The sequence below is a fragment of the Lentilactobacillus senioris DSM 24302 = JCM 17472 genome (assembly GCF_001436555.1).
Classification (GTDB): Bacteria; Bacillota; Bacilli; order Lactobacillales; family Lactobacillaceae; genus Lentilactobacillus; species Lentilactobacillus senioris.
The window spans coordinates 160,266-185,193 of sequence record NZ_AYZR01000004.1; the positions used below are offsets into that span (position 1 = coordinate 160,266).

The window sequence follows — 24,928 nt, forward strand, 5'->3', positions numbered from 1 at the left end:
ACATTCGTTAAAACCATAATGAAATCTATAATCTAAAAATTCCCTAAATCAATAAGTTTGAGCATTTACATAAATACATATTTTGGAGAAATCAATAATGCTGATTATAATACCACTTTTTATTATATTAATAGTTTTCCTAGTTCTAGGAGTTAGACTCGCTCTCCATTATCAAGAGAAAGTAACAACCTGGCAAAAATTTGTTATCTTATTCCTTTTTCTCGGATTACTTTGGGGCATATATGAATATATTTTTGTCTTTCATGTACAATTTGAATTTTAATTGCTAAGTCAAAAAAGAGAACTCAACTAACTGAGTTCTCTTTTTTCTATTCTCTAGTTTAATTAAATAACCTAATCACTTGTGATACAGACTTGCATCTCTAATTACCTTTACATCACTTATTATACTGATTTCTAGCCTACTTTAATACTAACAAGCAGGCACCCTCAAAGGAATTCCTGCTTGTTTTTGTTCTACTTTTTTAAATGCATTAATCTGGTCTACTACTTTTTGACTAAATCATCGCATATGAACGTGCAATAATTTATTTTCCTTATCGATAGTAACCTGCTCAGTAAATGTGACATACACTTAATTTAGGTAATCACGGTTACCTGATTTAGTAATTTAAATAACACTTGCGGTAGCATTAACAATTATTAAAATTTAACAATGGCATTTAACCTAAAATTATTTAATCCTGTCACCGGATCTAATTTAAATGCGCACTTTTTTAAACTTCCTATAGAAATATTTTCTCCATTTTTGCCAATATCTTCAAACAAAGCAATTCGTGATTCTCTTTGATAATTATATTTTTCACGCTTTAAAAATACTATTTTACCAGGATCTGCTTTAAACTCGTCTACCGTGATATTTTGCTGAATTGACTCTGGATAATATTCTACGTTTTGTAACCGAATATTTCTTCCTTTTTGAGTAAACTTACTATCCATAACACTTAGCAACCCACTAGCATTAATAACAACCGGAATACGCTTATTATCATCACTTAATCTTATTAAATCATCAATAACATTATCCTTTATTTTTAATACTGCTTTTTCAGTTTTTTTATCATATTCTTCAATTTCTAAATCTTCTCTAGCATTAAGGTTACACAATGATAGAACTCCCCATTCTCGGACAGTATCATATGTAAATTCCACATTGATTGAATTAACATCATTAGGATCTAAAATATATTCTTTATCATCAATAATCATCGTAGTTTTGCTTTGTTTAGGATCAAAATTAATAATTCTAGCACCTTCACTTTTATCTCCAATAACATCATCACCATATTCATTTTCTAAATCAATAAAATAACCTAAAGGTGAAAAATGTAATTCTCCATTATTTATAAAATTATCAACGTACTGTGGTTCAACAAATTTAATTAATAATCCAGGAACTGTTTCTTTATCCATTTAAACCTCCTAAATTTATAAAATTACGTCCATATAATACAACGTATTTTAACATTAAACTATGCTCTGGCCAGGTTTCATTATATTGTGAATACCAGTTCTCCATTTATACTAAAAGCTCATCCAGTCACTGCTGGATGAGCCTCATGGTAAAAATATATAGTTAAAATTTAAGCCGATAAAGGTAACTTAATTACCCTTTAGTTGCATCACGAATAAACGCTTCAACTTCCTCTTTCGTCTTACGTGCTTTATTTACTAGCCTATCAACTTCTTTTCCATCTTCATATACGATAAAGCTAGGAATTCCTAAAACGTTAAGTTCTTCAAATAAATCTAAATTCTGATCTCTATCCACTTGAAGAAAAGTATATTCCGGAAAATCAGCTTCAATTTCTGGCATACGTGGCTTAATGAAGTTACAATCAGGACACCATTCTGCCATAAACTCAACTACATATTTTCCATTGCTGAGCCTTTGTTCTAACTCTAGTTTATTAATAACTGGTAACTTTTTCATGAATACCGATCCTTTTCATTAATTAGTATATTGTGATAGTACTTGAGTTAATTGGTCTTTAGTACGTAACCCAACCAGTTTTTCAACAACCTTACCATCTTTTTTAACAATTAAAGTAGGAATGGACATGATTCCAAATTTAGTTGGGATTTCTTGATTAGCATCAACATCCATCTTAGTCACCTTGACTTTGTTACCCAACTCTTCGTCTAGTTTTTCAACAATTGGTCCTTGCATTTTACATGGAGGACACCAAGCTGCCCAAAAATCAGTTAAAGTGACACCGGTACTGGTTTCTTTTTCAAAATCTTTATCAGTTAAATTTTTAATCATGTCTATTCTCCTCATTAATTTTGGTTAATTATCATTCTTCAACATTCGATTAAATCATCAAATCATTCAACTAATCAATTGAATGGTTTGATGATAACACATACTTTTTGTAAGTACAAGCAAGTAAAAAATAAAACAACAAAAAAGACCGCTTATTTAAGTAAGGCGGTCTTAACTAATTGTGCTGCTGATTCTTTTCCAATCATAATAACTTGAGTTCAAACTAAATGCATTAAATCCATTTTCATTTAATAATTGAGTTGCTAAATTTGAATTTTGGCATAACCTCCCGCGACAATACACAATTATTACTTTATTTTTAGGCAATTTAGCAAAATTATCCGTAAGATGGTCTAATGGGATATTAATTGCTGTATCAATGTGTCCCGCCAAAAATTCATCTTCTGGTCGGACATCTAAAATAAAATTATTAGTAGTGTCAGCAGTTCGATCAACTACTTCCTCTAATGATAGAGTTTTAATGCCATCCTGATTATCAGCTTCATCTTGGATATATTTCATTTCTGATAGTTCATTTTCTCCTACTGAGGTTAATAAATGCATTAGTTCAACGATTTGAGGAGATATCACACTATAAACTACATAATTTCCGTTTTTTTCGGCTTTAACTAGATGACTATCTTTTAGAACTTGCAGGTGTCGCGAAGTATTAGCAAAACTAAGACCAGTTTCCTTTGAAATACTTTCTACAGTTTTAGCTGACTGTGATAATAAATCTAGGATTTCAAGTCGCTTGTCATTACTAATTCCCTTACCAATTCTGGATAATTCTTTATATAATTTATTTTTGTACACTGTAGCTTCTTCTAAAATTTGATTATCCTCCTAACCGTGTTCAATGATTTTGTTGAATAGTTTAGGGATTAAATGTGGATATGTCAATCTTTTACACTGAAATGAATGCAACTCGAGTTAATTATAATAATTCAACTCATCACTTATGATACGGACTACCCTCATTAATCATAAATGCTCGATAGATTTGCTCCGTCAGCACCGTACGCATCAATTGGTGTGGCATAGTGAACTTGCCAAATGAGATTTGAGTGTCGGCCCTTTTCAATACAGCTGGATCCATGCCTAGTGAACCACCAATCACAAAGGTCAAATCGGAGTGACCATAAGTGGTTAACCGCTGAATTTCAGCGGCAAATTCTTCAGAAGTACGTTCTTTTCCCAAGATTGCGAGTGCAAAGACGTACTCTCGGTCTTTTATTTTACTTAAAATGCGTTTGCCTTCTTTGGCCATTACGGTAGCCATCTCAGCTTCACTTAAAGATTCTGGAGCTTTCTCATCTGGAACCTCAACAATTTCAAACTTACAAAACCGCCCCAGCCGTTTAGCATATTCTGCGATAGCCTGCTTCCAATATTTTTCTTTGAGTTTACCGACAACTACGAGTTTGATATTCATTAATGGGATTCCTTTCGTTTCTGTGTACAACCGGGTAGTTTTTAACAGTTTGTCCACAGAGTTATCCACAGGTTAACAACTGCCTGTTAGTTTTTTTGAACTGCACTTTAATTTTTAAATACAAGTCTTAAATTTTTTATCCACAGCTCAATGCACAACGTACGTTCGCATTGTTTTTTTACAAATCCCATTATACCAGCATTTAGGTGTCCAAACAAATACCGTTTTTAGCCTTTTAAAAAGTTATCCACAAGAGCTGTGGATTAATGAGTTTTGCTTAATCCACCATTTAAAGTACGATTTAACGCCATTTTGCTTCACAACAGGAAGATATCCACAAAGTTATCCACCGACTATTTTTGCTAATTTTCACTTGACTAAATCTTTTTAACTCATTAGTCTCCTCTTGTTCGGCTTTTAATCTAATTACGGAAAATGATTCCGATTACACTAAAAAAGTGTTCGTAATTTTATCGTTATACTAATTTAGGCTTAGCTCAATTACTAGTTTTTACTATCCGCACCCAGTTCACTCATTAACGCCAACAACAAATTAGCATAGCTAGGATGATCGGTGTTATCTTTAATTTCTACTTGTAACTCGTGTAATTGATCGGTGATAATACCATCTACCCCTAAGAACATCATCTGATCCATTTGATCGATATCATCAACTGTCCATGCATATACTTGTTGGTGCCGCTGATTAGCGTTACTGATAAAACTATCATTAAGCGTTGTAGCTTCCATTGTATAGGCGTTCGCTTTGGTTTCTGGGAAAGTTAAGTTGTAGGGTAATATATAACTAACAAATAAATCTGGTGCTTGGCTTTTTAGCTGTTGAACAACTGGATACGATAATGTATGAATACGGTCATGATGCTTTAATAAAGTCCGCTGATAACGTTGAATAAACAGGCTAGTCATATTTGGCGTATCATACGGTGTGACTTTAATTTCCACCAATAATTTTTGATGAATTTGATGAGCTACTTTTAAATATTGATCAAAGCTGGCAATTTTAGCCTTATGGCCATTTTCCCGTACCGTAATGCGAGTTAGCTGTTTCAAGGTTAACTGATGTGGTTCCTTATCAATCCCCGCCAAATCATCTAAGTTCTCATCGTGCATTACCACAAATTGGTGATCTTTAGTTTCGTGAATATCCATTTCCACGTAGTCCGGATTTTCCTTAGCCGTTTTGCGGAGTGCCGGGATCGTATTTTGAACCCCATTGCCGTTATCTACTCCCCGGTGTGAAATTGCCATTGGTTTAGACAGAGCATGCCCGTTCAATACCACTGCATTAAAAGCTACCATGCTGGCCGTTAAAAATACCAATGCCGTTCCAGTAACCCATCGCTGCCAGTGGCGAACCTTAGGTCTACTAAATTGCAACAAGCTAGCGGCTCGTAATTGTCTAAAATCGTTAGCCCCACTAATCATTAATCCAAACACCAATGTAGACATATAATAGTTCATAAATTCCGAAATCAATTCCATCAAGAACAAATTAACCATTGCTCCTGCAAAAGCTAACTTTGTGGTATCTAAATACAGCTGTGAAAAATAAGCCAGCAAATATACTAGCATGGTGATTAAGGCTTTAGTCCCCACAATTAGCACAATATTCCCTATGTAAAACCACACTCTACCATGAGTTTTTCGCCAACTTAATCTAATTGCTGGCACTGTTCGTACTTGCTGAATAATCATTAAAGGTAACGTTAATAATAACCGAATCCCTAAATAACCAACAAGCACATAAAAAGTAACGATCGCCACTGTTGCTACCGGATTTTGTAGTAAAAATTGCCAAATAAAGTCAGGAATCTTAACCTTATTAAGTAACGGACTGCTTAATAACAGGCCGCCAAACGGAACAATGATAATAAAATACCCTAAGAAAAATAAGAAGGTTACCGGAGAAGTTCCCTGTAAACTCAAAATCGTCTTACGCAAAACTGCCCATAAGGTTCGCGGTTTTTCTTGTCTAATATTAACGATGCTTAACAAAATAAAAGCAAATTGCCAATAAATTACAACTACTAAAGCTAATAACTCAGCAAGTAACCCTAGTGCTACCCAAGGACTGCCAGTAATAATTTCGATGGCATTAGTGTAAGAAACGTATGGGATGTTTCCCATTCGCAATATCCAACTAGTCAACCAGGTAAATACTGGGACTGCCACGGCTCCAATCAGCATCGTGGTCCAGAAAACTATAGAAATATAGCTCCCCCAGTGATGCCAAAAGCGGTGATTTGCCTCCTTAAAAAATTGCCATGAATTCATTTTAATTCCCCCTTGACTTTGTCTTTAACGATAGCATATTTGCTGACAAAAAACTGACCCCAGGCCTCTTGTTAAGCAAACAAAAGGGACACCAGTTTGATCATTTTTTGATCAAATTGATGTCCTTTTCATATAGCAGTTTATTCTGTTGTCGTTGTCTTAGTTAACTTAACGTTACCAGTCTTTTCTTTACCGTTGTGATAATAAGTAATAGAGATCGTATCGCCCACCTTGTGCTTGTACAATAAGTCACGCAAAGTACTTTGATCAGACATCTTCTTACCATCGATTTCGGTAATTACATCATACTTCTTGATACCGGCGTCCTTAACCGCAGCGTCTGAGTTGACCTTCAAGACTACTACCCCTCTAGTTACTGAAGTAGGTAGTTTCAAAATAGATTTTTGTTGATCTTCCGAAATATTAGAAAGGTCAGTATAACTAATTCCTAGTGCTGGCCGACTAACTTTTCCGTCTTTAATTAATTGGTTAATAATCGTAACTACTTCGTTACTTGGAATAGAAAAGCCCATCCCTTCAACGGAGTTACCTGAACTATCTGCAGATAATTTCATTGAGTTAATTCCGATTACTTGACCAGCCATATTAATTAATGGCCCACCAGAGTTACCAGGATTGATTGCAGTATCAGTTTGGATAACGGTAGCATTACCAATTTGTTGGCCACTATCATTAGTTTGAGCCACTTCTCGTTTCTTGGCAGAGATAATTCCTTGGGTAACTGAGGTTGCGTACTCAGACCCCATTGGTGACCCAATTGCTAGGACGGGTTCTGCTACTTTGATATTGTCAGAATTACCGAACGAAGCTACCTGGTTAATCTTAGAGGCATCAACTTTGATAACCGCTAAATCCGTCACGGAGTCTTTACCAACGATTGTTGCGGATAACTTCTTTCCGTTACTTAAAATAATTTCCAGGGCGTTAGATCCCTCTACCACATGGTTATTAGTAACGATATAAGCAGTGTTTCCGCTCTTCTTATAAATTACCCCAGAACCTTCACTACTTGTCTCTAGCTTATCGTTGTCACTGCTACTAGAGTCAGATGATGAGCTACCACCAAACAAAGCTCCCAAAGTATCTTCGTTATCGCTTTGCTTTTGCAAATTAATAACGGAAACTACAGCATTCTTAGTTGAATTAAAAGCTTTTTCAGATTGAGATGACAAGTTAACTTTCATATTGCTAACTTTGGCAGTGCCTCCGCTATTGTCCTGAGAAAGCACCCCCGAATTTTGAACATTCCCACTGTCGTTTCGATTTAAGTATGAAGCTCCACCATAGACAATTCCGCCACCTAAAGCGCCGGCAATTAAAGCAGTGGCGACTATTTTACCAAAATCATTACTCATATGCCTGAATTCCCTCCTAGAAAAATTAAGGTATGTAGCCAGTGCCACATATAAACTAAATTTATTCTAACTCAAAAACCATATAAATACCTTAAACGACGATTAAATTCGATGCTTTTTCTGCATCAGTATCAAATAAGTTAAAGTCATAGCCCACTCCCATATCGTGTTCCGTCAAAATCGAAGCCACCGTTAAATGCGCCAATGACTTCAAATTATTATGCTGACTACGATGGCCTAAAAAAACGTTTTTAGTTCGATTTCCAATAATATCTAACATCGCGTTAGCTCCGTCTTCGTTAGACAAATGACCTTTATCTCCCATAATTCGTTGCTTCAGTGGCCAAGAGTACTCACCATTTTGGAGCATTTCGATATCATGGTTACATTCCAACAAATAAGCATCTGCATCTTTAATAGTTCCTTCAATTCGCTCGGAAACGTAACCCGCATCGGTTAAAACTGCGAAGGCTTTATCCCGATGATGAAACACATAAAATTGTGGTTCTGCAGCATCGTGGGAAACTGAAAAACTCTCAATATCCAAATCACCAAAGTCTAACACCGTATTAGCCGGAAAAATGTTTTTTTGCTCCAACGGTACTTTGCCAATTTTGCCGTCCATAGCGTTCCAAGTTCCTTCGTTAGCATAGACATCCAAGCCGTACTTTCGGGCCAAAACACCCACACTTTGGCGGTGATCAGAATGCTCATGGGTTACCAACAAAGTATCCACGTCGTGCAAATCACGACCAATAGAAGCCATTAACTCCGCGATCTTTTTGCCACTAAGACCGGCATCTAATAATACCTTATGTTCTGGTGTTTCGATGTAAGTAACGTTACCCGTGCTGCCGCTAGCTAACACTGAAATTTTCATGTCATCATTTTGAGTTTGCAAGTTTGCCGTCTTCCTTTTTAACTATTTGTTGCTGCTTTAATATTTGAAGTGGAATCTTTAATGATACTTCCTGTAAAGGCGTTAATCCGTTTGATTTGAATGGTTGGCGAGTTATTATACTTAATCGCCACTACCCAAGTCGGAATCAAAACGCAATTATCGTCAATATTAACCAACTTAGTGTACTCCAATTTTGACCATTTGATGCGGGTATTATTAGGAATTTCGTTGTACTGGTACAACCAGATTAGTGCGCGTTCTTCGGAGATGGTTTCCGATTTTTCCCGCAAACTCTTAATATCTTCCAAGTACCTTTGAGTATAGCCGATTAACTGGTGTTGGTCGTTAATTTCAAATCGAATTTGCCCAACTGCTGAGTAAATATTACGCCCTAAAGCTTTTTGAGTATATACCAACGTATTAGCGTCTGATAACTCTTTACTATACTGATACTGCTGACCATACAAGATGAACGTAGAATCAGTCAGCATTTTATTAATCGTTTCTTGGGGAGCATCTTGCGCCACATTAATTGGCTGAGTAAATTCACTGGTCAATTCATAATCATTAAAGCTGGTACTTTGATTGGTTAACTGACCCATTTTTTGCTGTAATGTATTGGTTCTGGTTCCAGAAACATAGTAAGCTGCCTGTTCTTCATCAGACAACTTTCCCACCTTAATCTGATCATTTTTCATTTCCTTAATAATCGTGGAATTGCTGTCTCCTTGCGAAACATTTTCAGATTGAAGATTCTGATTTTGTTGATACATCCCAAACAAGAAGATATCAATCGCCAAAAAGGTAAATAGAAAAATAATTTCCACTCGCTTAAAGTTCAATGACGCGCCCCCCTTTCATTAATTAGTCGTCACCGTTGTTCCACTCATTTGACTATAACTTTGCCACTTGCCATTGTATTTGATATACCATTCCGGAGTTAGTTTAACGAGCATAGAAGAAGAATCCTTCTTCAGGCTATACCCAATATGAATTTGACTAATTGAGCGCTCTTTATAACCCAATTCCTTTAACCGGTCAATTACCGTTTGGGTTGGCAACATTGTTACCGTGGAATTGCCGTTAGGAATCGGTACTTGGGGACTAGTTAATGGGAAACGATACCGGACCGTTTCTGTATTAACGTTTTGCATGGTAATTGATCCTTGACCATTATTTCCAAAGACCGGAAACCCTTCTACGAAATAACGATAGGTTATCATGTGGCTATTTAAATTATGGTCATATAAACGGACGTTATCCAAAGAAACTCCTAAGGTAACCAAATTATTGTACCCACCAGTCAGCAAACTAGTAAGAGATAAGCTTCCTGGTTTAGCCTGAAAGTCACTATAATTAACCATCTTTTGCTTTTCATTAAAGTTTAATTGCCGGTTATTACCATCGGTATAGCTGGTATTATTACCTTGCTTTTTCACCCGTACGTTTTGTGAATTTTCACCGTTTAGTAAACGGCTAACGTAATAATCCTCCGATTGACTGCTTACTAAGTAACGATAAGGTTGTAGGGTAAAGCTATTTTCAGTGTAAACATTGGGTTTATTATTCAGCATATGCACGGCAGCTGGAACTTTCCGGATGTTGCCACCTTGCATAATTTGTTGAAGTCCCTCAAGATTATGCTTTTTAATGCTTATCCGATAGATTTTATACTCTTTATCCGCCAATAAGTACAAATGCTCGCTATCGTCAGTTGGAACGACAATATGGTCTACTTCATAATTAGGTAAATCCTTGAAACGGTTATTAACAAAGGCGTCTACCATTTTCATAGTAACCGTGCTTGTATAATTTAATAAGAAACTATTTGGTCGTTCCAACGCTTCAACGTAGTTTCCCTTAGACTTAGAACTAATAGTCTTTAGACTAGCATCTTGGTAATCATGCATTTGGTGTTTAATTTCTGCCACGGTATTCACTGAAGTGTTAATCAATAACTCTTGGTTACCATTTTGATCAGCATACACCGCTTGAACCGGGCTATAAACGTAGCCAATGGACTTATTAACCGATTCAGTTTTAGCGGGGGTCTTAGTATTATTTTGCTGCCGGCTACCGTATCGAGCAGGATTTAACCACATGGCTACTGACAACGCCAAACTTAGTAAAACCGCTATTGTCAGTAAGGTAGGCAACAGGTATTTTCTAAACTTCATCCCAAAGATCCTCCTCTGCTAACGGTTCATAAGGTAGGGCGATATAGAACGTAGAACCTCGACCTTCAACACTTTCAGCCCATAATTGGCCCCCTAGCGCTTCTACCACTTCCTTAGAAATAGCGAGTCCTAAACCACTCCCACCTTGTTTTCTAGAACGGGCTTTATCAACCCGGTAGAATCGGTCAAAGATGTGAGGAATGTCTTTACGCGGAATTCCCAATCCTTGGTCACTAACGCTTAAAATAACTTTATTTCGAGTTTCATAGAGGCGACAAGTGATTATGCCACCATCTGGAGAGTACTTAATCGCGTTGTTCATGAGGTTATCTAACACTTGAGTGAAACGGTCGGTATCCAAATCAACCCATAAATCACGTTTAGTAAAAATGCGTTTGATGGTGTAGGTTTTTTCGGGATGTTCATCCTTTTGTAAGATCATGTCGAAACGGTTCAAAATGTAATTGAAGAGTTCGTTGATATTGACCAATTCAGTATTCATCTTTTGAGTTCCCGAATCCATTCGTGACAAGGTCAATAGATCGTTGATCATCCGAATCATTCGATCGGTTTCATCTTCAGTGACCTTCAAGAACTTCGGCGCTAACTTAGGATCTTGCCAAGCCCCATCAGATAGAGCTTCAATGTAAGACCGCACACTAGTTAATGGTGTCCGCAATTCATGAGAAACGTTAGAAACAAATTGTTTCCGATCAGCATCAATCTTTTGTTGTTCGGTAATATCATGAAGCACACAAACTAGCCCACTAATAAAACCGGATTCCCGTTGAATTAATGAGAAATGAGCGTGCAAAATCATATTGTGATCATCATCTGAAAAATCCAAAATTAATTCATCTGGTTTCTCCAGTAATTCCCGTAAACTGTAATCCTTATGGATATCTAAAACATCTAAGATGGACTGTCCGAGAGCTTGGTCTTCTGGCATGTCTAAGAAACTAGCTGCGGTATCGTTAATGATAATAACGTTTCCGCGCCGATCAGTTGCTAACACCCCATCAGTCATGTTAGCCAGCACCGAATCTAGTCGGCGCCGCTCGGATTCAGTCGATTCATAGGATTCTTCTACCCGCACAGATAAGTTATTTACCGCACCGGCTAATTGGCCCAATTCATCATTACCATAAACATGAACCTGACCAGAGTAGTCTCCCCTAGCGATCCGCATGGTTTGCTTTTTCATTTCTTCAATTGGTCGGGTGATAGCACCGGAAATAACGATCGCAATGATCAGCCCCAAAATAATCGCAATAGTTGCTGCAAATAGGTAAATCACAGTGATACTACTGATGTTTTTGTAAACCTGATCTAGGCTAGCCTTAATATAAACTACCCCGACAATTTCACTATTATTATTACCAGAGCTCTTAATTAACGGCGTAATTAGGGTGTAGTAACGAGTATTGCTATTAGAATCATAGGTGTTTTTTTCGATAGTTCGACTATTATAAATCGCACTTTTAATGTTATTATCAGTCGTTTTTTGCCCCACTATCGACTGGTTATTAACCTGATTAGTTCCTCGAATAGTCCCTTTATTATCAATCACTTGAATTTGAGCGGTATTAGTATTATCAGAGTCATCCAAAATGGTTTTAATTCTAAGATCGGCCGCCGTTTCGTCCGAACGACTAAGCTCCGTAATTAAGGAGTTGGTAACGTAGGACTGTAATTGAATCTGATTTTTAAACGTCGAAAGGTTTTGATGTTCCAATTGACGCACGAAAACCGCGCCAACGATTTCCAAGGTAACTAATAGCACCAAGGCAAAAACTAGCGCGATTTTAAATTTGATTGATTGATAAAATTTGATTCGATTGTTCACCACTAGCTCTTACCTTTCAAAATATTCATTAAGCTTGATCACTTTCTGGGTTGTGTAGATAGTACCCTACCCCACGCCGGGTGACTAACCAGACTGGGTGACTTGGATTGTCTTCGATTTTTTCACGTAGTCGCCGGACGGTAACATCCACGGTCCGAACATCTCCAAAGTAGTCATAACCCCAAACGGTTTGTAGCAAATGTTCCCGAGTCATTACTTGACCAATGTGTTGGGCTAGGTAATGAAGCAATTCAAATTCCCGATGGGTTAATTCAATGTTTTCACCGCGCTTAGAAACGGAATAGGCTTCCGGATGAATTACCAAGTCGCCGATAACGATATCTTTGTTGTCATTATCACTTTCAGCGCTAGCAGCAGCACTACTTTGGCGCCGCAAATTAGCCTTAACTCGGGCTACCAGTTCACGGTTAGAAAACGGCTTGGTAACATAATCATCAGCCCCTAATTCTAGCCCTAACACTTTATCTAATTCAGAATCCTTAGCAGTTACCATGATGATTGGCGTATCCTTAGTCTTTCGGACTTCTCGAGCAACTTCTAGCCCGTCCACTTTAGGTAACATCAAATCTAAAATGATTAGATCCGGATCAAAATCAGTTACCTTTTGGATCGCTTCTTCACCATCGTAAGCCACTCCAACTTCATAGCCTTCTTTTTCCAAATTAAATTTTTCAATGTCTACAATCGGTTTTTCATCATCGACCACTAAAACTTTTTTAGCCATATTAAGTTAGCTCCTATTCGTTTGTTTAAATTCAATTTTTAAAGTTATTTGCCTTCATTTAATGAGTCGTAATTAAAACTTCCGACACGCCCATATTATAACATAGCTATCAATCAGCAATAGATTTGCAAAAGTTTTGAAATCAAAGTTAAACAAAACCAATGATTTAAAAAAATAATCCTCCCTATAAATACCAACTGAAGATTTTTTTATTTTTTTCGTAAGAAACCCTTGCACACCATAAAATCCTATGGTACTATTATTAAGTCGATTAGCGATGGGCAGTTAGCTCAGTTGGTAGAGCAACGGACTCTTAATCCGTGGGTCCAGGGTTCGAGCCCCTGACTGCCCATTACATATATTCACTAAATACCAGTCATGCCGCGTAAGCCATGATTGGTATTTTTTTGTGCTTAATTAGCCATAAGTCGTTTTATAAACTTCCAATACCTAAAAGGAATATAATAACTGTAATAAAAGATCGTAATCTAGTTATGAGCTTTTATTATCAGGGGAATTTATATTTATTTTAGGAGGGATCTACTATGGAAAGTCATCAACCAAAACAAGAAAATAAGTTAGCTAAAATTTTAAATGCCATTGTGTTAGTACTTGTGATTATATTTATCCTAATGTTCAAGAGCCAAGTCGTTAATACATTCATCGGTTGGGGAATGAGCGGCTTTGTAGCTCAGGTTATCTTCTTTGCTTTACTATTGTTGATCTTTTTCATCGCATCATTATTAATTAATTTCTTTACTAAAGATAAAACTGAATGAGCTTTTACCTAAGTTTCGGATTGCTAATTCCGAAACTTTTTTATTATTCCCAAAAGTGGGGATAACTTTTTTAGTGAAATTAATTAGTTTATCCACTTGTGGATAAAAAAGCCCATAACTTTTATCGTTATGGGCTTTTTATAATTAAATAAATTGAATTAATGTCATCACGATTGGAACTACCACAATGAATAATACCGTACTGGTAGTTACTAAATTAGTGGCATACTCTACATCCCCGTGAGCTTCATTGGCTAATATTGGCATTACTGCTAAAGCTGGTGCAGCTGCTTGAACTACTAAGGTCTGCATTTCCATAGATGGTAACCCATGACCGAGGTGGGATCCCAATAGAATTAAACAAACCATAATGGCAGGTGTAACAATAAATCTTCCTATTAAGCCTAAGAGCGTATCGCGATCAAATTTGATACTTTTTAGTCCCGCATTATGCAATACAATTCCAATATAAATTAAAGACAACGGTGTAACTAGACTTCCGACGTAGTTTAGCGTATTGCCTGCCCAATTAGGTACCGGTAGCTTTAAGAATAACCACAAAAGGGCAACTATAAAACCTAATAAGGGCGCAGGTAATAACTTTTTCCAGTTAAATTTTGTTTCTGCTTTCTGTCCCTTTTGCTTTGTAGGATCATCATTAGAAATTAAGAAGACCCCGAACGCCCAAGTAGATACAGTATTAGTTACATAGTAGACCAAAAAATAAGGCATACTTTTGGAACCAAACAAAGCAAGATTTAAAGGCAATCCCACAAAAATGGTATTAGCGTTAACCACCATATTCATGAAAACACCCCGACGTCCAGGACGAATTCTAGCAATTTTGACTACCAAGTAGGCAATCACGTAGCCGATTATCACAGCAGCAAAAGAATAGATTAAGCCACTAGATAAGCTGACTAACTTATTAACCGTTAAGTTTGACATGACAGACATGAAAATATTGGCGGGCAAAGCCACATTCATAATTAATTTGGATAGGCTGCCACTAAAGTTTTCATCAAACCAGCCTAAACTGGTTAAGAGATATCCCAGTGCCATCATTAATAGAATGGTAAAAACACTGGCTACGGAGGTCATAAAAGCTCCCAAAAAGTTCACTTTCCTTCTTTATTCATTTTAGATTAATATTTAGGTTCCCAGCGAGTATCATCAATAGCAGCCTTAACATCTGAAATTGATTCGCGGTTCAGTCCTTGTTCTACAACGCTATTGGCAACTGCCAACGCAACGGTTTGTGAAAATTGATCTAACTTAGAAACTGGTGGTAAAACAGCGGCACCAGCTTGAGTTGGATCCACAATTCCACCCAAAGAATGAGCAGCAGCTGAGATCATTTCATCATTTAAAACTTTTGCTGTAGAAGCAATCACCCCTAAGCCAAGACCAGGGTAAACCAAAGCATTATTAGCTTGACCAATATGATAAGTAACCCCTTTGTATTCAACATCAGCGGCTGGAATTCCAGTTGCAACTAATGCTCGGCCATCTGACCACTTGATTAAATCTTCAGCAGTTGCTTCAGCCAACTTGGTTGGGTTGGAAAGTGGGAAAATAATTGGCCTGTCAGTATTAGCACTCATGTCTTTTACAATTTCTTCAGTAAACGTTCCTGGTTGAGTGGAAGTTCCCACCATTACCGTAGGGTGAATTTCGCTTACAACAGCTGCTAAATTATCCAATTGATCAGCATTTTCAAATTCAGAGCGAGAGCGAGCAAATTCCCGTTGTTCTGGTGTTAAAGTACTATCATCGTCAAATAATAGTCCTTGTTTATCTACCATGTAGAAATGCTTTTTAGCTTCTTCGGGTGCCATTCCTTCTTGAACGAATTCATCAAAAATCCGTTTAGTAATTCCGGCCCCTGCAGAGCCAGCTCCAAAACAAAGATAAATTTGATCAGTCATCTTTTGCTTAGAAATGTTTAACGCACCTAAGATTCCCGCCAAGACGATGATCCCGGTTCCTTGAATATCATCATTAAAAGTGGTGATTTGGTCTTTGTACTTGTTTAACAAGTTTGCCGCATTATCCCGACCAAAATCTTCAAAATGCAAATAAAGATTTGGGAAAAGACGTTCAGCAGTCTGCACAAATTGATCAACAAAGTCATAGAACCGATCGCCGGTAACCCGTTCGTGTTGGTTACCTAGGTATAATTTATCGTTTAGCAACTTGGAGTTGTTAGTACCAGTATCCAAAACTACTGGCATTACCTGGCTAGGATCAATTCCTGCAGCAGCCGTATAAACCATTAACTTTCCGACCGAAATATCTACTCCGTTAGTGCCCCAGTCACCAATTCCCAAAATTCCTTCGGCATCGGTTACAACAATTAAACGAATGTCGCGTCCATCAGCTGCATTTCGCAAAGTTTGTTCCATGTTTTTTGGTTCATCAATAGAAAGATAAACTGCGTTTTGAGATTGAACATATAATTCACTATAGTTTTCAATGGTGGTTGCAATCGTAGGATCGTATACGATTGGCATAAATTCTACAATGTGTTCGCTAAATAATTTATAAAATAGTACTCGGTTTTCGTTAAAAATATCCATCAAAAAGATCCGCTTATCCAAGTCGCTTCCCTTGTGCTGAAATTGAGCATAAGTTTGTTCAACTTGTTCTGATAAATTTTGTACCTTTGGTGGTAGTAGTCCTTGTAAACCTAAGTTTTGTCGTTCTTGTTTGGTAAAAGCCGTTCCTTTATTTAAAAATGGATTATTTAAAATTGCCACTGGATTAGTCATTTTCCCGCCTCCTGTTTTAATTAACTGGGTTAGTCTAATCCCTGACAAAAATTATAGTCAAACTTATTTATAAGTATAAAAAAAATTGATAATTAATTTAAAAAACCTGTTATTTAGGCTATAATAGCCTCAAATGTTTTGGGAGAATATAAAATGAATATTAAAGAATTAGAATATTTTCAAGATTTAGTAGAGAAAAGGAATTTTTCAATAGTTGCGGCTGATTTTAAGGTAAGTCAGCCTACCATTACTATGGCCATCAAGCGACTCGAAGCAGAATTAAATACTATCTTATTTATGCGCGATCCGGGAAGGAACCATTTATCCGTTACCACAAGTGGTAAACAATTAGCCGTCCACGTTGCCGCCATTCTAAACCATCTTGAGATTGCTAAAAATCAGATTAATTCCATTAATCATCAAAAAATTAAATTCGGTTTACCACCCATTATTGGGCAAAAATATTTTCCTCAACTTGCTGCCCTACTTAACCAACATGATCTTTTAAACCAAGTAATTTCGGTTGAACGTGGGTCTGCAGAGTTAATTAATTTATTGAATAATGGCTCACTAGATTTAGCATTATTAGGTTCAGTTGTCCCCCTCAATCAAGAATCACTTCACGCTCAAGAATTTGCTCAATCTAACTTTAAGATTATCGTTAGTCAAAACTCTCCCTTGGCTTCTCTGACTAAAATCTCTTTTAAGGAACTTAAAGGGCAATCATTTATCACATTGAGTGAAAATTTCGTCCATGATAAAGCCCTGAAACAACTGAGTCACCTAAACCATTTCCGCCCGAAAATTATATTTAAAAGCAACGACCCTCAAGTAGTTCAAAGAATGGTTCAAAATGACGTTGGCATTAGTCTACTAGCAGAAACTGCTATTACAGAAGACGTACACGCAATTGAATTGGCTGATGATTCTCAACCCCATTTCCATATGAGCATTGCTTATAGAAGTGATCACCTAATAACAGACTTTGAACGTCAAGTAATTGACTGGATTTTAAATTTAACCAACTATCATTAACCATCATAAAAAACCCCAGAAGGTCTTAGCCTTTCTGGGGTTTTTGAATCTACATATAATTTATAGTGTCGTTTAATAACTTACTGGCTGATAAGGTACTCGCTTAACCGCAGCTCCCACTGAACTTGCTGTAATCCAAGATTGGTTGGCCAACGCTTTAAACTCTTCACTTCTACCACTTACAATCATCCCTGCAAATTTAGCTTGCTTGAGCTTAGGATATTTTTGTGCATACTGCTGCACGTATTTCGCCATATCAAAACCATCGTAATCAAGCAATTCCAACTTTGAAGCCTGCTGGAAAGTTCGACGATGCTGTTGATACTCTTCTTCATTGATTTTCCCATTCTCAAGTTGAATTCCTAATAAATCATTCTCCATATCGGTCGAATCGGCCTTTCCACTTACTCCTAGCCATAACCAATTAGCCTTAATGGTGGTTGGTAATTTTTGCTGAATTTCTGCATAGGTTAACGGATGGTCAAAAGTAACGGCTACTTCTGCCACGTAGTTTTTCATTTTAGCAACTTTAGCAATTTCTTGAGCCGGTTTAACGATTGGTCGCTTCACTCGATTATTATAAAGTACTGGAATCTTAGTTTGAGTGTCTCGATCATACGCTCCAGAATTAGCTAGATCTACAGAACCAATATTATTAGCTAAAACGGAGTTGTTAAGCAAAGAATAATTACCGATTGCCATTGACCAAGGTACTCGGTAACCATCAATTTCCTTATACCGATGGCTAACCACTTGCCCACCCCAAACGGAATTATTGGCCAACATCTGATCACTAATTTGAATATTAGGGGCCATAATTTCTTCTCTACCACACATCTCAGTATTTAGCTTTTGAACTTGATAAGCAGCTAGCATCTGTGAGGCCTTATACCCCAGAATTAAAATTACAGGTACCGTAACGATCACAATCAAAATGGTAGTGATCAAGCGCCGCCATCTGACTCTTCTAGCCATTTTTTCAAATTGTTGGTTTTTATCCATGGTTGTCCCCCATTTTCTTTCTTAATTTTTGCCTTAGTCGATACAAACGCATCTTAATTGCCGCAGGAGTTTTGTGATTTGCCTCAGCAATTTCCTCTAATGACCGTTGCTCTATGTACTTTTGAACAAAAAGTTGCCGATCTTTATCCGGTAAATGTTTTAAGGCTTTTACCATTTTCTTTTCCTGAGGATCTACCTGTAACGTGTCATTAGCTTGATTTGTAGCTGGCTGTAGGTATTTTTCTAAAATCACTTGGAATCTTTGCTGCCGTCGATAATAATCAATATATTGCCGCTTGGCCATTTGGTACATATACGGCCTAATCTCAGTCGGTGGCAAAATTAAATCCATCTCTAATACCTTCACGAATATGTTTTGGACCACATCCTCTGCCACTTCTAAATTAGCACCGTGCTGGACTAAATAGCGGGTTAATTCTAATGAGATGTCTTTGATCTGTTCTTCATAACCATCAAGTCGCATGATACCTCCCTTACACTTATACAACGAATAGCAGCTTCAAAAGTAACGGCCAATTTTAAATTTTTCTGTTTTTCTTCCCAATAAAAAAGATCACCAACTTAAAAATTGGTGATCTTTTTTATTTTTATCCTCCCGGTACGTAAGCAATCGAAGAGAATTTATTATACGATTTTACAAATAATAATTTGACCGTTCCACGAGGACCAGATCTATTTTTTTCTAAAATGACTTCAACTTCCCCAACGTTTTGGTCATCAGCTTCACTGCCACCATCATCGTCATCATCGCCGCCATCTCGTTCATAATAATCGTCACGATACAGAAACGCTACGATGTCAGCATCTTGTTCGATTGAACCAGATTCTCGAATATCAGACAAAACTGGTCGTTTATCCTGGCGTTGTTCCACACCACGAGAAAGCTGGGACAATGCAATAACTGGAACGTGTAATTCTTTAGCCAGCTTCTTTAATTGCCGAGAAATATCGGAAACTTCTTGTTGCCGGTTTTCATGATTGGTACCTTCAATCAGTTGCAAGTAATCAATCACGATCATACCTAGGTTACCAGTTTCTTTTTCTAACCGGCGACATTTAGCACGAATTTCAGACATTTTCACTCCGGCTGCATCATCGATGTAGATGTTAGCTTTGGATAAACTGCCCATTGCCACAATCAAGTTTTGCCATTCATCTTCGGCTAAGTTACCAGTTCGCAAATGATTAGCATCAATACTACCTTCTGCACACAGCATCCGGTTTACCAGTGATTCAGCACTCATTTCCAAACTAAAAATAGCCACAGCCTTGTCGGTCTTGGTTGCTACGTTTTGGGCCACGTTTAACGCAAATGCCGTTTTCCCGACGGCTGGTCGAGCAGCTAAAATAATTAACTCATCTTCGTGTAACCCCGTAGTAATCTTGTCTAGTTCAGGATAGCCGGTCGATAAACCAGTGACCGTATCGCCATCTTGCGATAAGCGATCAATTTCAGCAAACGAAGAATTTAAGACATCCCGAATCGACTTGAACCCGCTTTGGTTACGGTTTTCAGCCACATTCATAATTTCTTTTTCGGCATTATCTAAAACGGTAGTTACGTCTTCTTCAGACGAATAACCAGCGGTGACGATATTAGTAGCGGTTTGGATCAACCGTCTTAACACTGCCTTATCCCGCACAATCTTAGCATAATAAGCAACGTTAGCAGCTGTAGGCACCGTTGCAGCTAGATCCGTAATATATTCAATGCCTCCAACGTTCTCCAAATTACCTTGAGTGGTTAAAAGGTCGGTAATCGTAACAACATCGACAGCTTCATCCCGGTCATTTAAATCCGTCATAGCGGTAAAAATTAGTTGGTGGGCCCGCTTATAAAAATCATTGGCGGTCACATATTCAGATGCCTCTACCAACGCATCCCCATTCAAGAAGATGGCCCCTAAAACGGCCTTTTCCGCTTCCAGGTTCTGGGGTGGGACTTCATTTACAAATTCATTATTCATTATTTTCTCCAAATACAGCAAAAGGGATTAAACGAGCAACCTCGTAATCCCTTTTCCGGCGCTAAATTAAGCTTCGGTAACGTGAACCCGAATCGTAGCCGTTACGTCCGTATAAAGCTTAACAGGAACATTAGTGTAGCCAGCTACCCGAATAGGTTCTGGTAATTCAATTTTGCGTTTATCTAACTTAATTTGGTACTGCTTATCCAATGCCGTAGCAATTTGCTTGCTAGGAATTGAACCGAATAACCGACCATCGGTACCGGCTTTGGCAGTAATTTCAACAACGGTATTGTCAGCTTCCAACTTGTTTTTGATCATTTTAGCACTGGCGATTTCTTCGTCTTCATGACGTTGTTCTGCCCGTTTTTGACCTTTAAGTTCGCTCATGGCTTGCTTAGAAGCTTCTTTGGCTTTGCCGTTTTTAATCAAAAAGTTTTGAGCATAGCCATCAGGTACGTTTTTAATTTCACCACGTTTACCTTTACCCCGAACGTCTTCTAGAAAAATGACTTTCATTCTTAAACACCTACTATCCTCAAAAATTTAATCTTCACTGTTATTATTATGCTCAATATCAGTGATAGTTTCAAGTAACATATCACGAGCTTCTTCAACTGATAAATCAGCTAACTGAGTAGCACCACTAGATAAGTGACCACCGCCACCCATGGCCTCCATGATAATTTGAACATTGATCGCCCCGGTACTTCTAGCCGAAATACCGATCAGATTATCTGGCCGTCTAGTGATGATAAAGCCCGCATCCACGCCGGACATGCTAAGCAGTGAATCACATGCTTGCGCTGCCGTTACTGAATCGTATTCTACATTATCTTCACCAACTATTAAAGCCATTTTCGGCTTAAAGAAATCGACTAACGAAATTAAATGGTTTCTAGCCATATAACTATCGATATTTTCCTTCATAAAGGACTGCATTTCAATAGAGTCAGCCCCCGCTGAACGCAAGTAACTAGCAGCATCGAAGGTTCGCGTTCCGGTGCGCATTGCAAACGAATGGGTATCAATAAAGATCCCAGTCAACATTGCTGTCGCTTCTAACTTATTAATTGGTTCGCCCTCGTGCGGTTGATACTCAAACATTTCGGTAATCAATTCACAAGTTGAAGAGGCATATGGTTCGATATAAACCAACATTGGGTTTTCTGGAAATTCTTCACCTCGGCGGTGATGGTCGATAATCACTGTCCGATCAGATAGCCGCTCATACAACGCTTCAGAGATACTAATTGATGGTTTAGAATGATCTACCATAATTAACAAACTAGTATCCGTAGCCTTTTCAAGCGCTTCTTCTGGAGTAATGATCGCATCTTCAATTTCTGGATATTCTTGAATAGCTTCTAATAAGCGTTGAATATCAGAATGCATTTGTTCTTTGTCCAAAACAATCCAACAAGTTTGCCCATTCATCTCAGCAATTCGTCTAATTCCTAAACAGGCCCCTAATGAATCCATATCAGGACGAGTATGGCCTTGAACAAATACTTGATCTGATTCCTTCATCAATTCGTTTAACGCTTGCGAAATCATCCGTGCCCGGACTCTAGTCCGTTTTTCCATCGGATTAGTCTTACCACCATAGAAACGAGCTTGACCATCAAGGGATTTAACCACAACTTGATCTCCACCCCGTCCTAGTGCTAAGTCTAAGTTGGTTTGGGCTTGATCCGCCAAATGATTCAAATCATCATCGCCATACGAAATTCCCATACTAAGTGTTAATGGGAAGTTTTGTTTAGAAGTACTCTCACGAACAGAATCTAAAACACTGAATTTATCAGCTTCAATCGCATCCAATGATTTGGCATAGGCTAATAAGAAGAAGTGATCATCATCAACTTGTTTCAAATACATTCCAAATTTTTGTGACCAAGTAGCCAATTCATTCGTTACGTAGTTACTAAGGTTGGAAATTTCTTGATCGGTTAATGATTGGGTAATTTCATCATAGTTATCTAAAAATACTTGTCCCACAACGATTCGCTCATCTTCATACTGCTCTTGGATTTCCACGTACTTAGTGATGTCTAGCAAGTAAGCAGTATTATAAGCTTTTTGAACCAGTACCGAGAAACGATGATCACGCCAGTTAATAACCGGATCTTCTTCTTCAGGATCAAAATTAGCAATTACTCCCGCCAACTGTTCATCAACCTCTACTAGCGGTTTACCTAAAATATTTTCCTGACCAAAATATTGTTGCAATGCCGGATTAACCCATTCAATCCGTTGATCATCATCATAAACTAGCATCCCTAGTGGCATTTCCAGCAATGCTTCTTGCTCGCCACGGTGAATCCGATACGATAAATCATTAATGTAACGGTTAGTTTCTGACCCCATTACGTTCATTGCCGTAATGGTATAAATCAATCCGACAACACTAATAATAGAAATCGTTACCCCCATCGCAAAATTATACAAGAACGAAACGACTACACTATAGATCACCAAGATGGCGATGAACACTAAAATACGGCGTAGGCGTCCGTTACGCATAAACGGAGGTAATTGATTCGGGTGTGACTCATTTCCGTTTTTCATAATTTAACCTCTTATTATAGATAGTTCTGACTTTATTTTACCATAAAATAAAAACTAATATTTTAGCGTCATTAAGTTGATTATAAATTTCAAAACGAATATTAATTTCTTAGACATACTTACTAGTAACCAATAAGTCTCCCCAAATTAGTCGATGTTTATTCAAAAATAATAAAAGCATCCTTAATTAGGATGCCCTTACACGATAATATAGATAGTTTTTAGTTACCTGTAACTTTTCAGTTGTTACACATCAAGTCGCAGTTAACTTACCCCTTTTATAACATGTTTGGTTTATCATTAACAGATTTTAATAATCCATTATTTAAGATTACCGCAAAAAAACTGCCTCATCTAAGCTACTATAACTATGATAGTAAGTTAAACCATAACATTACTTATGGATATATATCCACTATTCCATAATTATGCGGTTCAAAAACTTAATTGTCAAATCATTTAAATAAAAAAGAACTTATTTGAGAATTCAAATAAGTTCTTTTTGTTACGCTATTAGCTTAGTCTTCAGCAACGAAAGGCATAAGTCCCATGATACGGGAACGCTTGATTGCTACGGTAAGCTTACGTTGGTTTTTAGCACTAGTACCAGTAACACGACGAGGTAAAATCTTGCCTCGTTCTGATACGAAACGCTTCAATAAATCAGTATCTTTGTAGTCGATGTATTCGATGTGGTTAGCAGCGATAAAATCAACTTTACGACGGCGACGGCCGCCACGTCTTTGTTGAGCCATGTTTTATTTCCTCCTTACGTTATTATCGTCCCTTAGAACGGTAAATCATCGTCGGAAATGTCGATTGAGTCACCATTATTGGCAAAAGGATCAGCAGCGTTATTGTTGGTGTTATTAGAGTTGTTACTCCCACCACCATTATTCTGTGAACCGCCAAATGGATTATCAAACGGATTTCCGCTTGTCGTAGGAGCGGACCCCGCTGGTGCCATCCCAGGATAAGCACCATTGTTGTTACCACCTTCACGGTCAGACCGTGATTGCAATAAAGCAAAGTTTTCAACAACAATTTCCGTTACGTAAACGCGATTACCTTGTTGGTTTTCATAGTTCCGGGTTTGAATCCGACCATCAATTCCAACTAGTGAACCTTTACGAACGAAGTTAGCGAAGTTTTCAGCTGATTTACGCCAGATGACGCAGTTAATGAAGTCAGCTTCCCGTTCGCCTTGTTGATTTTTAAAAGTCCGATCAACGGCCAGTGTGAAGGTCCCAACAGCGGTCCCAGATTGGGTGTATCGTAGATCAACATCACGGGTAAGGCGTCCCGTTAAAACTGCTCGATTAAGCATGCTGAATGCTCCTTTCTTTTATAAACAAATTTCTAGTTATCACGTACAACGATCATGTGACGTAAGATGTCGTCATTGATCTTTGATAGACGGTCAAATTCGTTAAGTGATTCGTCACTATCAGTAGTCATGTTAATGATGTGGTAAATACCTTCGTTGTAACCACCGATTTCGTAAGCGAAACGACGCTTAGACCAGTCTTTTGAATCGATAATCTTAGCACCATTATCAGTCAAGATCTTGTCGAAACGTTCTACTAAAGCAGTTTTAGCAGCGTCGTCCATATCTGGCCGGATGATGTAAGTGATTTCGTATTTCTTTTCTTCCATGTTTTTGCACCTCCCTGTGGACTAATGGCCCCTTACTTGGGGCAAGGAGAGTTCTGTTTAGACA

The 24,928-nt window shown here is 37.7% G+C and carries 24 protein-coding genes and 1 tRNA gene; 3 read left to right on the top strand and 22 right to left on the bottom strand.

The features are described from left to right. Positions 1-663 precede the first annotated feature (663 nt). The 12 genes from FC56_RS01090 to yycF form a co-directional block, all read right to left on the bottom strand. Positions 664-1,434, bottom strand: a complete 771-nt coding sequence (locus FC56_RS01090) for a hypothetical protein (RefSeq protein WP_054670210.1) — start codon at positions 1,432-1,434, stop codon at positions 664-666. A 193-nt stretch (positions 1,435-1,627) separates the two neighbouring features. Continuing rightward, positions 1,628-1,954, bottom strand: coding sequence for a thioredoxin family protein (locus tag FC56_RS01095; RefSeq protein WP_054670207.1), 327 nt, complete (start codon positions 1,952-1,954; stop codon positions 1,628-1,630). Positions 1,955-1,972: 18 nt separating this feature from the next. Next, positions 1,973-2,287 (bottom strand): thioredoxin, encoded by a 315-nt coding sequence (trxA, locus tag FC56_RS01100; protein ID WP_054670204.1) that lies wholly within the window; start codon positions 2,285-2,287, stop codon positions 1,973-1,975. Between the two features lie 171 nt (positions 2,288-2,458). Continuing rightward, positions 2,459-3,121, bottom strand: a complete 663-nt coding sequence (locus FC56_RS01105) for an ArsR/SmtB family transcription factor (protein ID WP_054670201.1) — start codon at positions 3,119-3,121, stop codon at positions 2,459-2,461. 121 nt (positions 3,122-3,242) lie between these two features. Continuing rightward, positions 3,243-3,722 (bottom strand): 23S rRNA (pseudouridine(1915)-N(3))-methyltransferase RlmH, encoded by a 480-nt coding sequence (rlmH, locus tag FC56_RS01110; protein WP_054670346.1) that lies wholly within the window; start codon positions 3,720-3,722, stop codon positions 3,243-3,245. 504 nt (positions 3,723-4,226) lie between these two features. After that, complete coding sequence (locus FC56_RS01115) at positions 4,227-6,017, bottom strand: glycerophosphoryl diester phosphodiesterase membrane domain-containing protein (protein WP_056977451.1); 1,791 nt, start codon at positions 6,015-6,017, stop codon at positions 4,227-4,229. Between the two features lie 140 nt (positions 6,018-6,157). After that, positions 6,158-7,393, bottom strand: coding sequence for a S1C family serine protease (locus tag FC56_RS01120; RefSeq protein ID WP_056977453.1), 1,236 nt, complete (start codon positions 7,391-7,393; stop codon positions 6,158-6,160). A gap of 91 nt (positions 7,394-7,484) precedes the next feature. Further along, on the bottom strand, positions 7,485-8,273 hold the full coding sequence (locus FC56_RS01125) for an MBL fold metallo-hydrolase (protein WP_054670342.1): 789 nt from the start codon (positions 8,271-8,273) through the stop codon (positions 7,485-7,487). A gap of 38 nt (positions 8,274-8,311) precedes the next feature. After that, the gene (locus FC56_RS01130; protein ID WP_056977455.1) at positions 8,312-9,136 is read right to left on the bottom strand and encodes a two-component system regulatory protein YycI; all 825 of its coding nucleotides are present in this window, start codon (positions 9,134-9,136) and stop codon (positions 8,312-8,314) included. Between the two features lie 18 nt (positions 9,137-9,154). Beyond that, complete coding sequence (locus tag FC56_RS01135; protein ID WP_056977457.1) at positions 9,155-10,471, bottom strand: YycH family regulatory protein; 1,317 nt, start codon at positions 10,469-10,471, stop codon at positions 9,155-9,157. Continuing rightward, positions 10,461-12,317, bottom strand: coding sequence for a cell wall metabolism sensor histidine kinase WalK (gene walK / locus FC56_RS01140; protein WP_056977459.1), 1,857 nt, complete (start codon positions 12,315-12,317; stop codon positions 10,461-10,463). Before walK ends, FC56_RS01135 begins: the two co-directional genes overlap by 11 nt. A gap of 28 nt (positions 12,318-12,345) precedes the next feature. After that, positions 12,346-13,062 (bottom strand): response regulator YycF, encoded by a 717-nt coding sequence (gene yycF, locus FC56_RS01145; protein WP_056977461.1) that lies wholly within the window; start codon positions 13,060-13,062, stop codon positions 12,346-12,348. Positions 13,063-13,341: 279 nt separating this feature from the next. On the opposite strand from yycF, the gene FC56_RS01150 reads away from it, so the two are divergent. Together FC56_RS01150 and FC56_RS01155 are read left to right on the top strand one after the other, a co-directional pair. After that, positions 13,342-13,414 (top strand) — tRNA-Lys (locus FC56_RS01150). A 193-nt stretch (positions 13,415-13,607) separates the two neighbouring features. Then, positions 13,608-13,841 carry a hypothetical protein gene (locus FC56_RS01155; RefSeq protein WP_056977463.1) on the top strand — a complete coding sequence of 78 codons (234 nt, stop codon included), beginning with the start codon at positions 13,608-13,610 and terminating at the stop codon, positions 13,839-13,841. Positions 13,842-13,985: 144 nt separating this feature from the next. On the opposite strand, the gene FC56_RS01160 is transcribed toward FC56_RS01155, so the two are convergent. Both FC56_RS01160 and FC56_RS01165 read right to left on the bottom strand, forming a co-directional pair. Beyond that, positions 13,986-14,954 carry an AEC family transporter gene (locus tag FC56_RS01160; protein ID WP_056977465.1) on the bottom strand — a complete coding sequence of 323 codons (969 nt, stop codon included), beginning with the start codon at positions 14,952-14,954 and terminating at the stop codon, positions 13,986-13,988. A gap of 32 nt (positions 14,955-14,986) precedes the next feature. Then, positions 14,987-16,612, bottom strand: coding sequence for a malolactic enzyme (locus tag FC56_RS01165; RefSeq protein WP_056977466.1), 1,626 nt, complete (start codon positions 16,610-16,612; stop codon positions 14,987-14,989). 153 nt (positions 16,613-16,765) lie between these two features. On the opposite strand from FC56_RS01165, the gene FC56_RS01170 reads away from it, so the two are divergent. Further along, positions 16,766-17,647: a LysR family transcriptional regulator gene (locus FC56_RS01170; RefSeq protein ID WP_056977468.1), complete on the top strand. Its 882-nt coding sequence runs from the start codon at positions 16,766-16,768 to the stop codon at positions 17,645-17,647. Positions 17,648-17,719: 72 nt separating this feature from the next. Here FC56_RS01170 and FC56_RS01175 read toward each other — a convergent pair whose 3' ends face one another. The 8 genes from FC56_RS01175 to rpsF all read right to left on the bottom strand — a co-directional run bounded on the left by FC56_RS01175 (position 17,720) and on the right by rpsF (position 24,864). Further along, a complete protein-coding gene (locus FC56_RS01175) occupies positions 17,720-18,649 on the bottom strand; it encodes an anti sigma factor C-terminal domain-containing protein (RefSeq protein WP_056977470.1) in 930 nt (309 codons plus the stop codon). After that, positions 18,642-19,133, bottom strand: a complete 492-nt coding sequence (locus tag FC56_RS01180) for an RNA polymerase sigma factor (protein WP_056977472.1) — start codon at positions 19,131-19,133, stop codon at positions 18,642-18,644. The genes FC56_RS01175 and FC56_RS01180 overlap by 8 nt, the downstream gene beginning before the upstream one ends. Positions 19,134-19,257: 124 nt before the next feature. Then, positions 19,258-20,637, bottom strand: coding sequence for a replicative DNA helicase (gene dnaB, locus FC56_RS01185; protein ID WP_056977474.1), 1,380 nt, complete (start codon positions 20,635-20,637; stop codon positions 19,258-19,260). Between the two features lie 66 nt (positions 20,638-20,703). Continuing rightward, positions 20,704-21,156 (bottom strand): 50S ribosomal protein L9, encoded by a 453-nt coding sequence (gene rplI / locus FC56_RS01190; protein ID WP_056977476.1) that lies wholly within the window; start codon positions 21,154-21,156, stop codon positions 20,704-20,706. A 27-nt stretch (positions 21,157-21,183) separates the two neighbouring features. Then, on the bottom strand, positions 21,184-23,208 hold the full coding sequence (locus FC56_RS01195) for a DHH family phosphoesterase (RefSeq protein WP_082620536.1): 2,025 nt from the start codon (positions 23,206-23,208) through the stop codon (positions 21,184-21,186). Between the two features lie 518 nt (positions 23,209-23,726). Further along, positions 23,727-23,963: a 30S ribosomal protein S18 gene (gene rpsR, locus FC56_RS01200; RefSeq protein WP_054670163.1), complete on the bottom strand. Its 237-nt coding sequence runs from the start codon at positions 23,961-23,963 to the stop codon at positions 23,727-23,729. A 32-nt stretch (positions 23,964-23,995) separates the two neighbouring features. Next, the gene (ssb, locus tag FC56_RS01205; protein WP_056977478.1) at positions 23,996-24,535 is read right to left on the bottom strand and encodes a single-stranded DNA-binding protein; all 540 of its coding nucleotides are present in this window, start codon (positions 24,533-24,535) and stop codon (positions 23,996-23,998) included. Between the two features lie 32 nt (positions 24,536-24,567). Then, a complete protein-coding gene (rpsF, locus tag FC56_RS01210) occupies positions 24,568-24,864 on the bottom strand; it encodes a 30S ribosomal protein S6 (RefSeq protein ID WP_054670157.1) in 297 nt (98 codons plus the stop codon). Positions 24,865-24,928 lie beyond the last annotated feature (64 nt).

What these genes read in the sequence shown, in the direction of transcription:
- FC56_RS01180 (WP_056977472.1), bottom strand. Translation starts at nt 19,133, where the DNA reads ATGCGACTTGATGGTTATGAAGAACAGATCAAAGACATCTCATTAGAA.
- FC56_RS01115 (WP_056977451.1), bottom strand. Translation starts at nt 6,017, where the DNA reads ATGAATTCATGGCAATTTTTTAAGGAGGCAAATCACCGCTTTTGGCAT.
- FC56_RS01125 (WP_054670342.1), bottom strand. Translation starts at nt 8,273, where the DNA reads ATGAAAATTTCAGTGTTAGCTAGCGGCAGCACGGGTAACGTTACTTAC.
- FC56_RS01195 (WP_082620536.1), bottom strand. Translation starts at nt 23,208, where the DNA reads ATGAAAAACGGAAATGAGTCACACCCGAATCAATTACCTCCGTTTATG.
- FC56_RS01120 (WP_056977453.1), bottom strand. Translation starts at nt 7,393, where the DNA reads ATGAGTAATGATTTTGGTAAAATAGTCGCCACTGCTTTAATTGCCGGC.
- FC56_RS01175 (WP_056977470.1), bottom strand. Translation starts at nt 18,649, where the DNA reads ATGGATAAAAACCAACAATTTGAAAAAATGGCTAGAAGAGTCAGATGG.
- ssb (WP_056977478.1), bottom strand. Translation starts at nt 24,535, where the DNA reads ATGCTTAATCGAGCAGTTTTAACGGGACGCCTTACCCGTGATGTTGAT.
- FC56_RS01135 (WP_056977457.1), bottom strand. Translation starts at nt 10,471, where the DNA reads ATGAAGTTTAGAAAATACCTGTTGCCTACCTTACTGACAATAGCGGTT.
- trxA (WP_054670204.1), bottom strand. Translation starts at nt 2,287, where the DNA reads ATGATTAAAAATTTAACTGATAAAGATTTTGAAAAAGAAACCAGTACC.
- dnaB (WP_056977474.1), bottom strand. Translation starts at nt 20,637, where the DNA reads ATGAATAATGAATTTGTAAATGAAGTCCCACCCCAGAACCTGGAAGCG.
- rpsR (WP_054670163.1), bottom strand. Translation starts at nt 23,963, where the DNA reads ATGGCTCAACAAAGACGTGGCGGCCGTCGCCGTCGTAAAGTTGATTTT.
- yycF (WP_056977461.1), bottom strand. Translation starts at nt 13,062, where the DNA reads ATGGCTAAAAAAGTTTTAGTGGTCGATGATGAAAAACCGATTGTAGAC.
- FC56_RS01155 (WP_056977463.1), top strand. Translation starts at nt 13,608, where the DNA reads ATGGAAAGTCATCAACCAAAACAAGAAAATAAGTTAGCTAAAATTTTA.
- FC56_RS01095 (WP_054670207.1), bottom strand. Translation starts at nt 1,954, where the DNA reads ATGAAAAAGTTACCAGTTATTAATAAACTAGAGTTAGAACAAAGGCTC.
- rlmH (WP_054670346.1), bottom strand. Translation starts at nt 3,722, where the DNA reads ATGAATATCAAACTCGTAGTTGTCGGTAAACTCAAAGAAAAATATTGG.
- FC56_RS01170 (WP_056977468.1), top strand. Translation starts at nt 16,766, where the DNA reads ATGAATATTAAAGAATTAGAATATTTTCAAGATTTAGTAGAGAAAAGG.
- rplI (WP_056977476.1), bottom strand. Translation starts at nt 21,156, where the DNA reads ATGAAAGTCATTTTTCTAGAAGACGTTCGGGGTAAAGGTAAACGTGGT.
- rpsF (WP_054670157.1), bottom strand. Translation starts at nt 24,864, where the DNA reads ATGGAAGAAAAGAAATACGAAATCACTTACATCATCCGGCCAGATATG.
- FC56_RS01090 (WP_054670210.1), bottom strand. Translation starts at nt 1,434, where the DNA reads ATGGATAAAGAAACAGTTCCTGGATTATTAATTAAATTTGTTGAACCA.
- FC56_RS01165 (WP_056977466.1), bottom strand. Translation starts at nt 16,612, where the DNA reads ATGACTAATCCAGTGGCAATTTTAAATAATCCATTTTTAAATAAAGGA.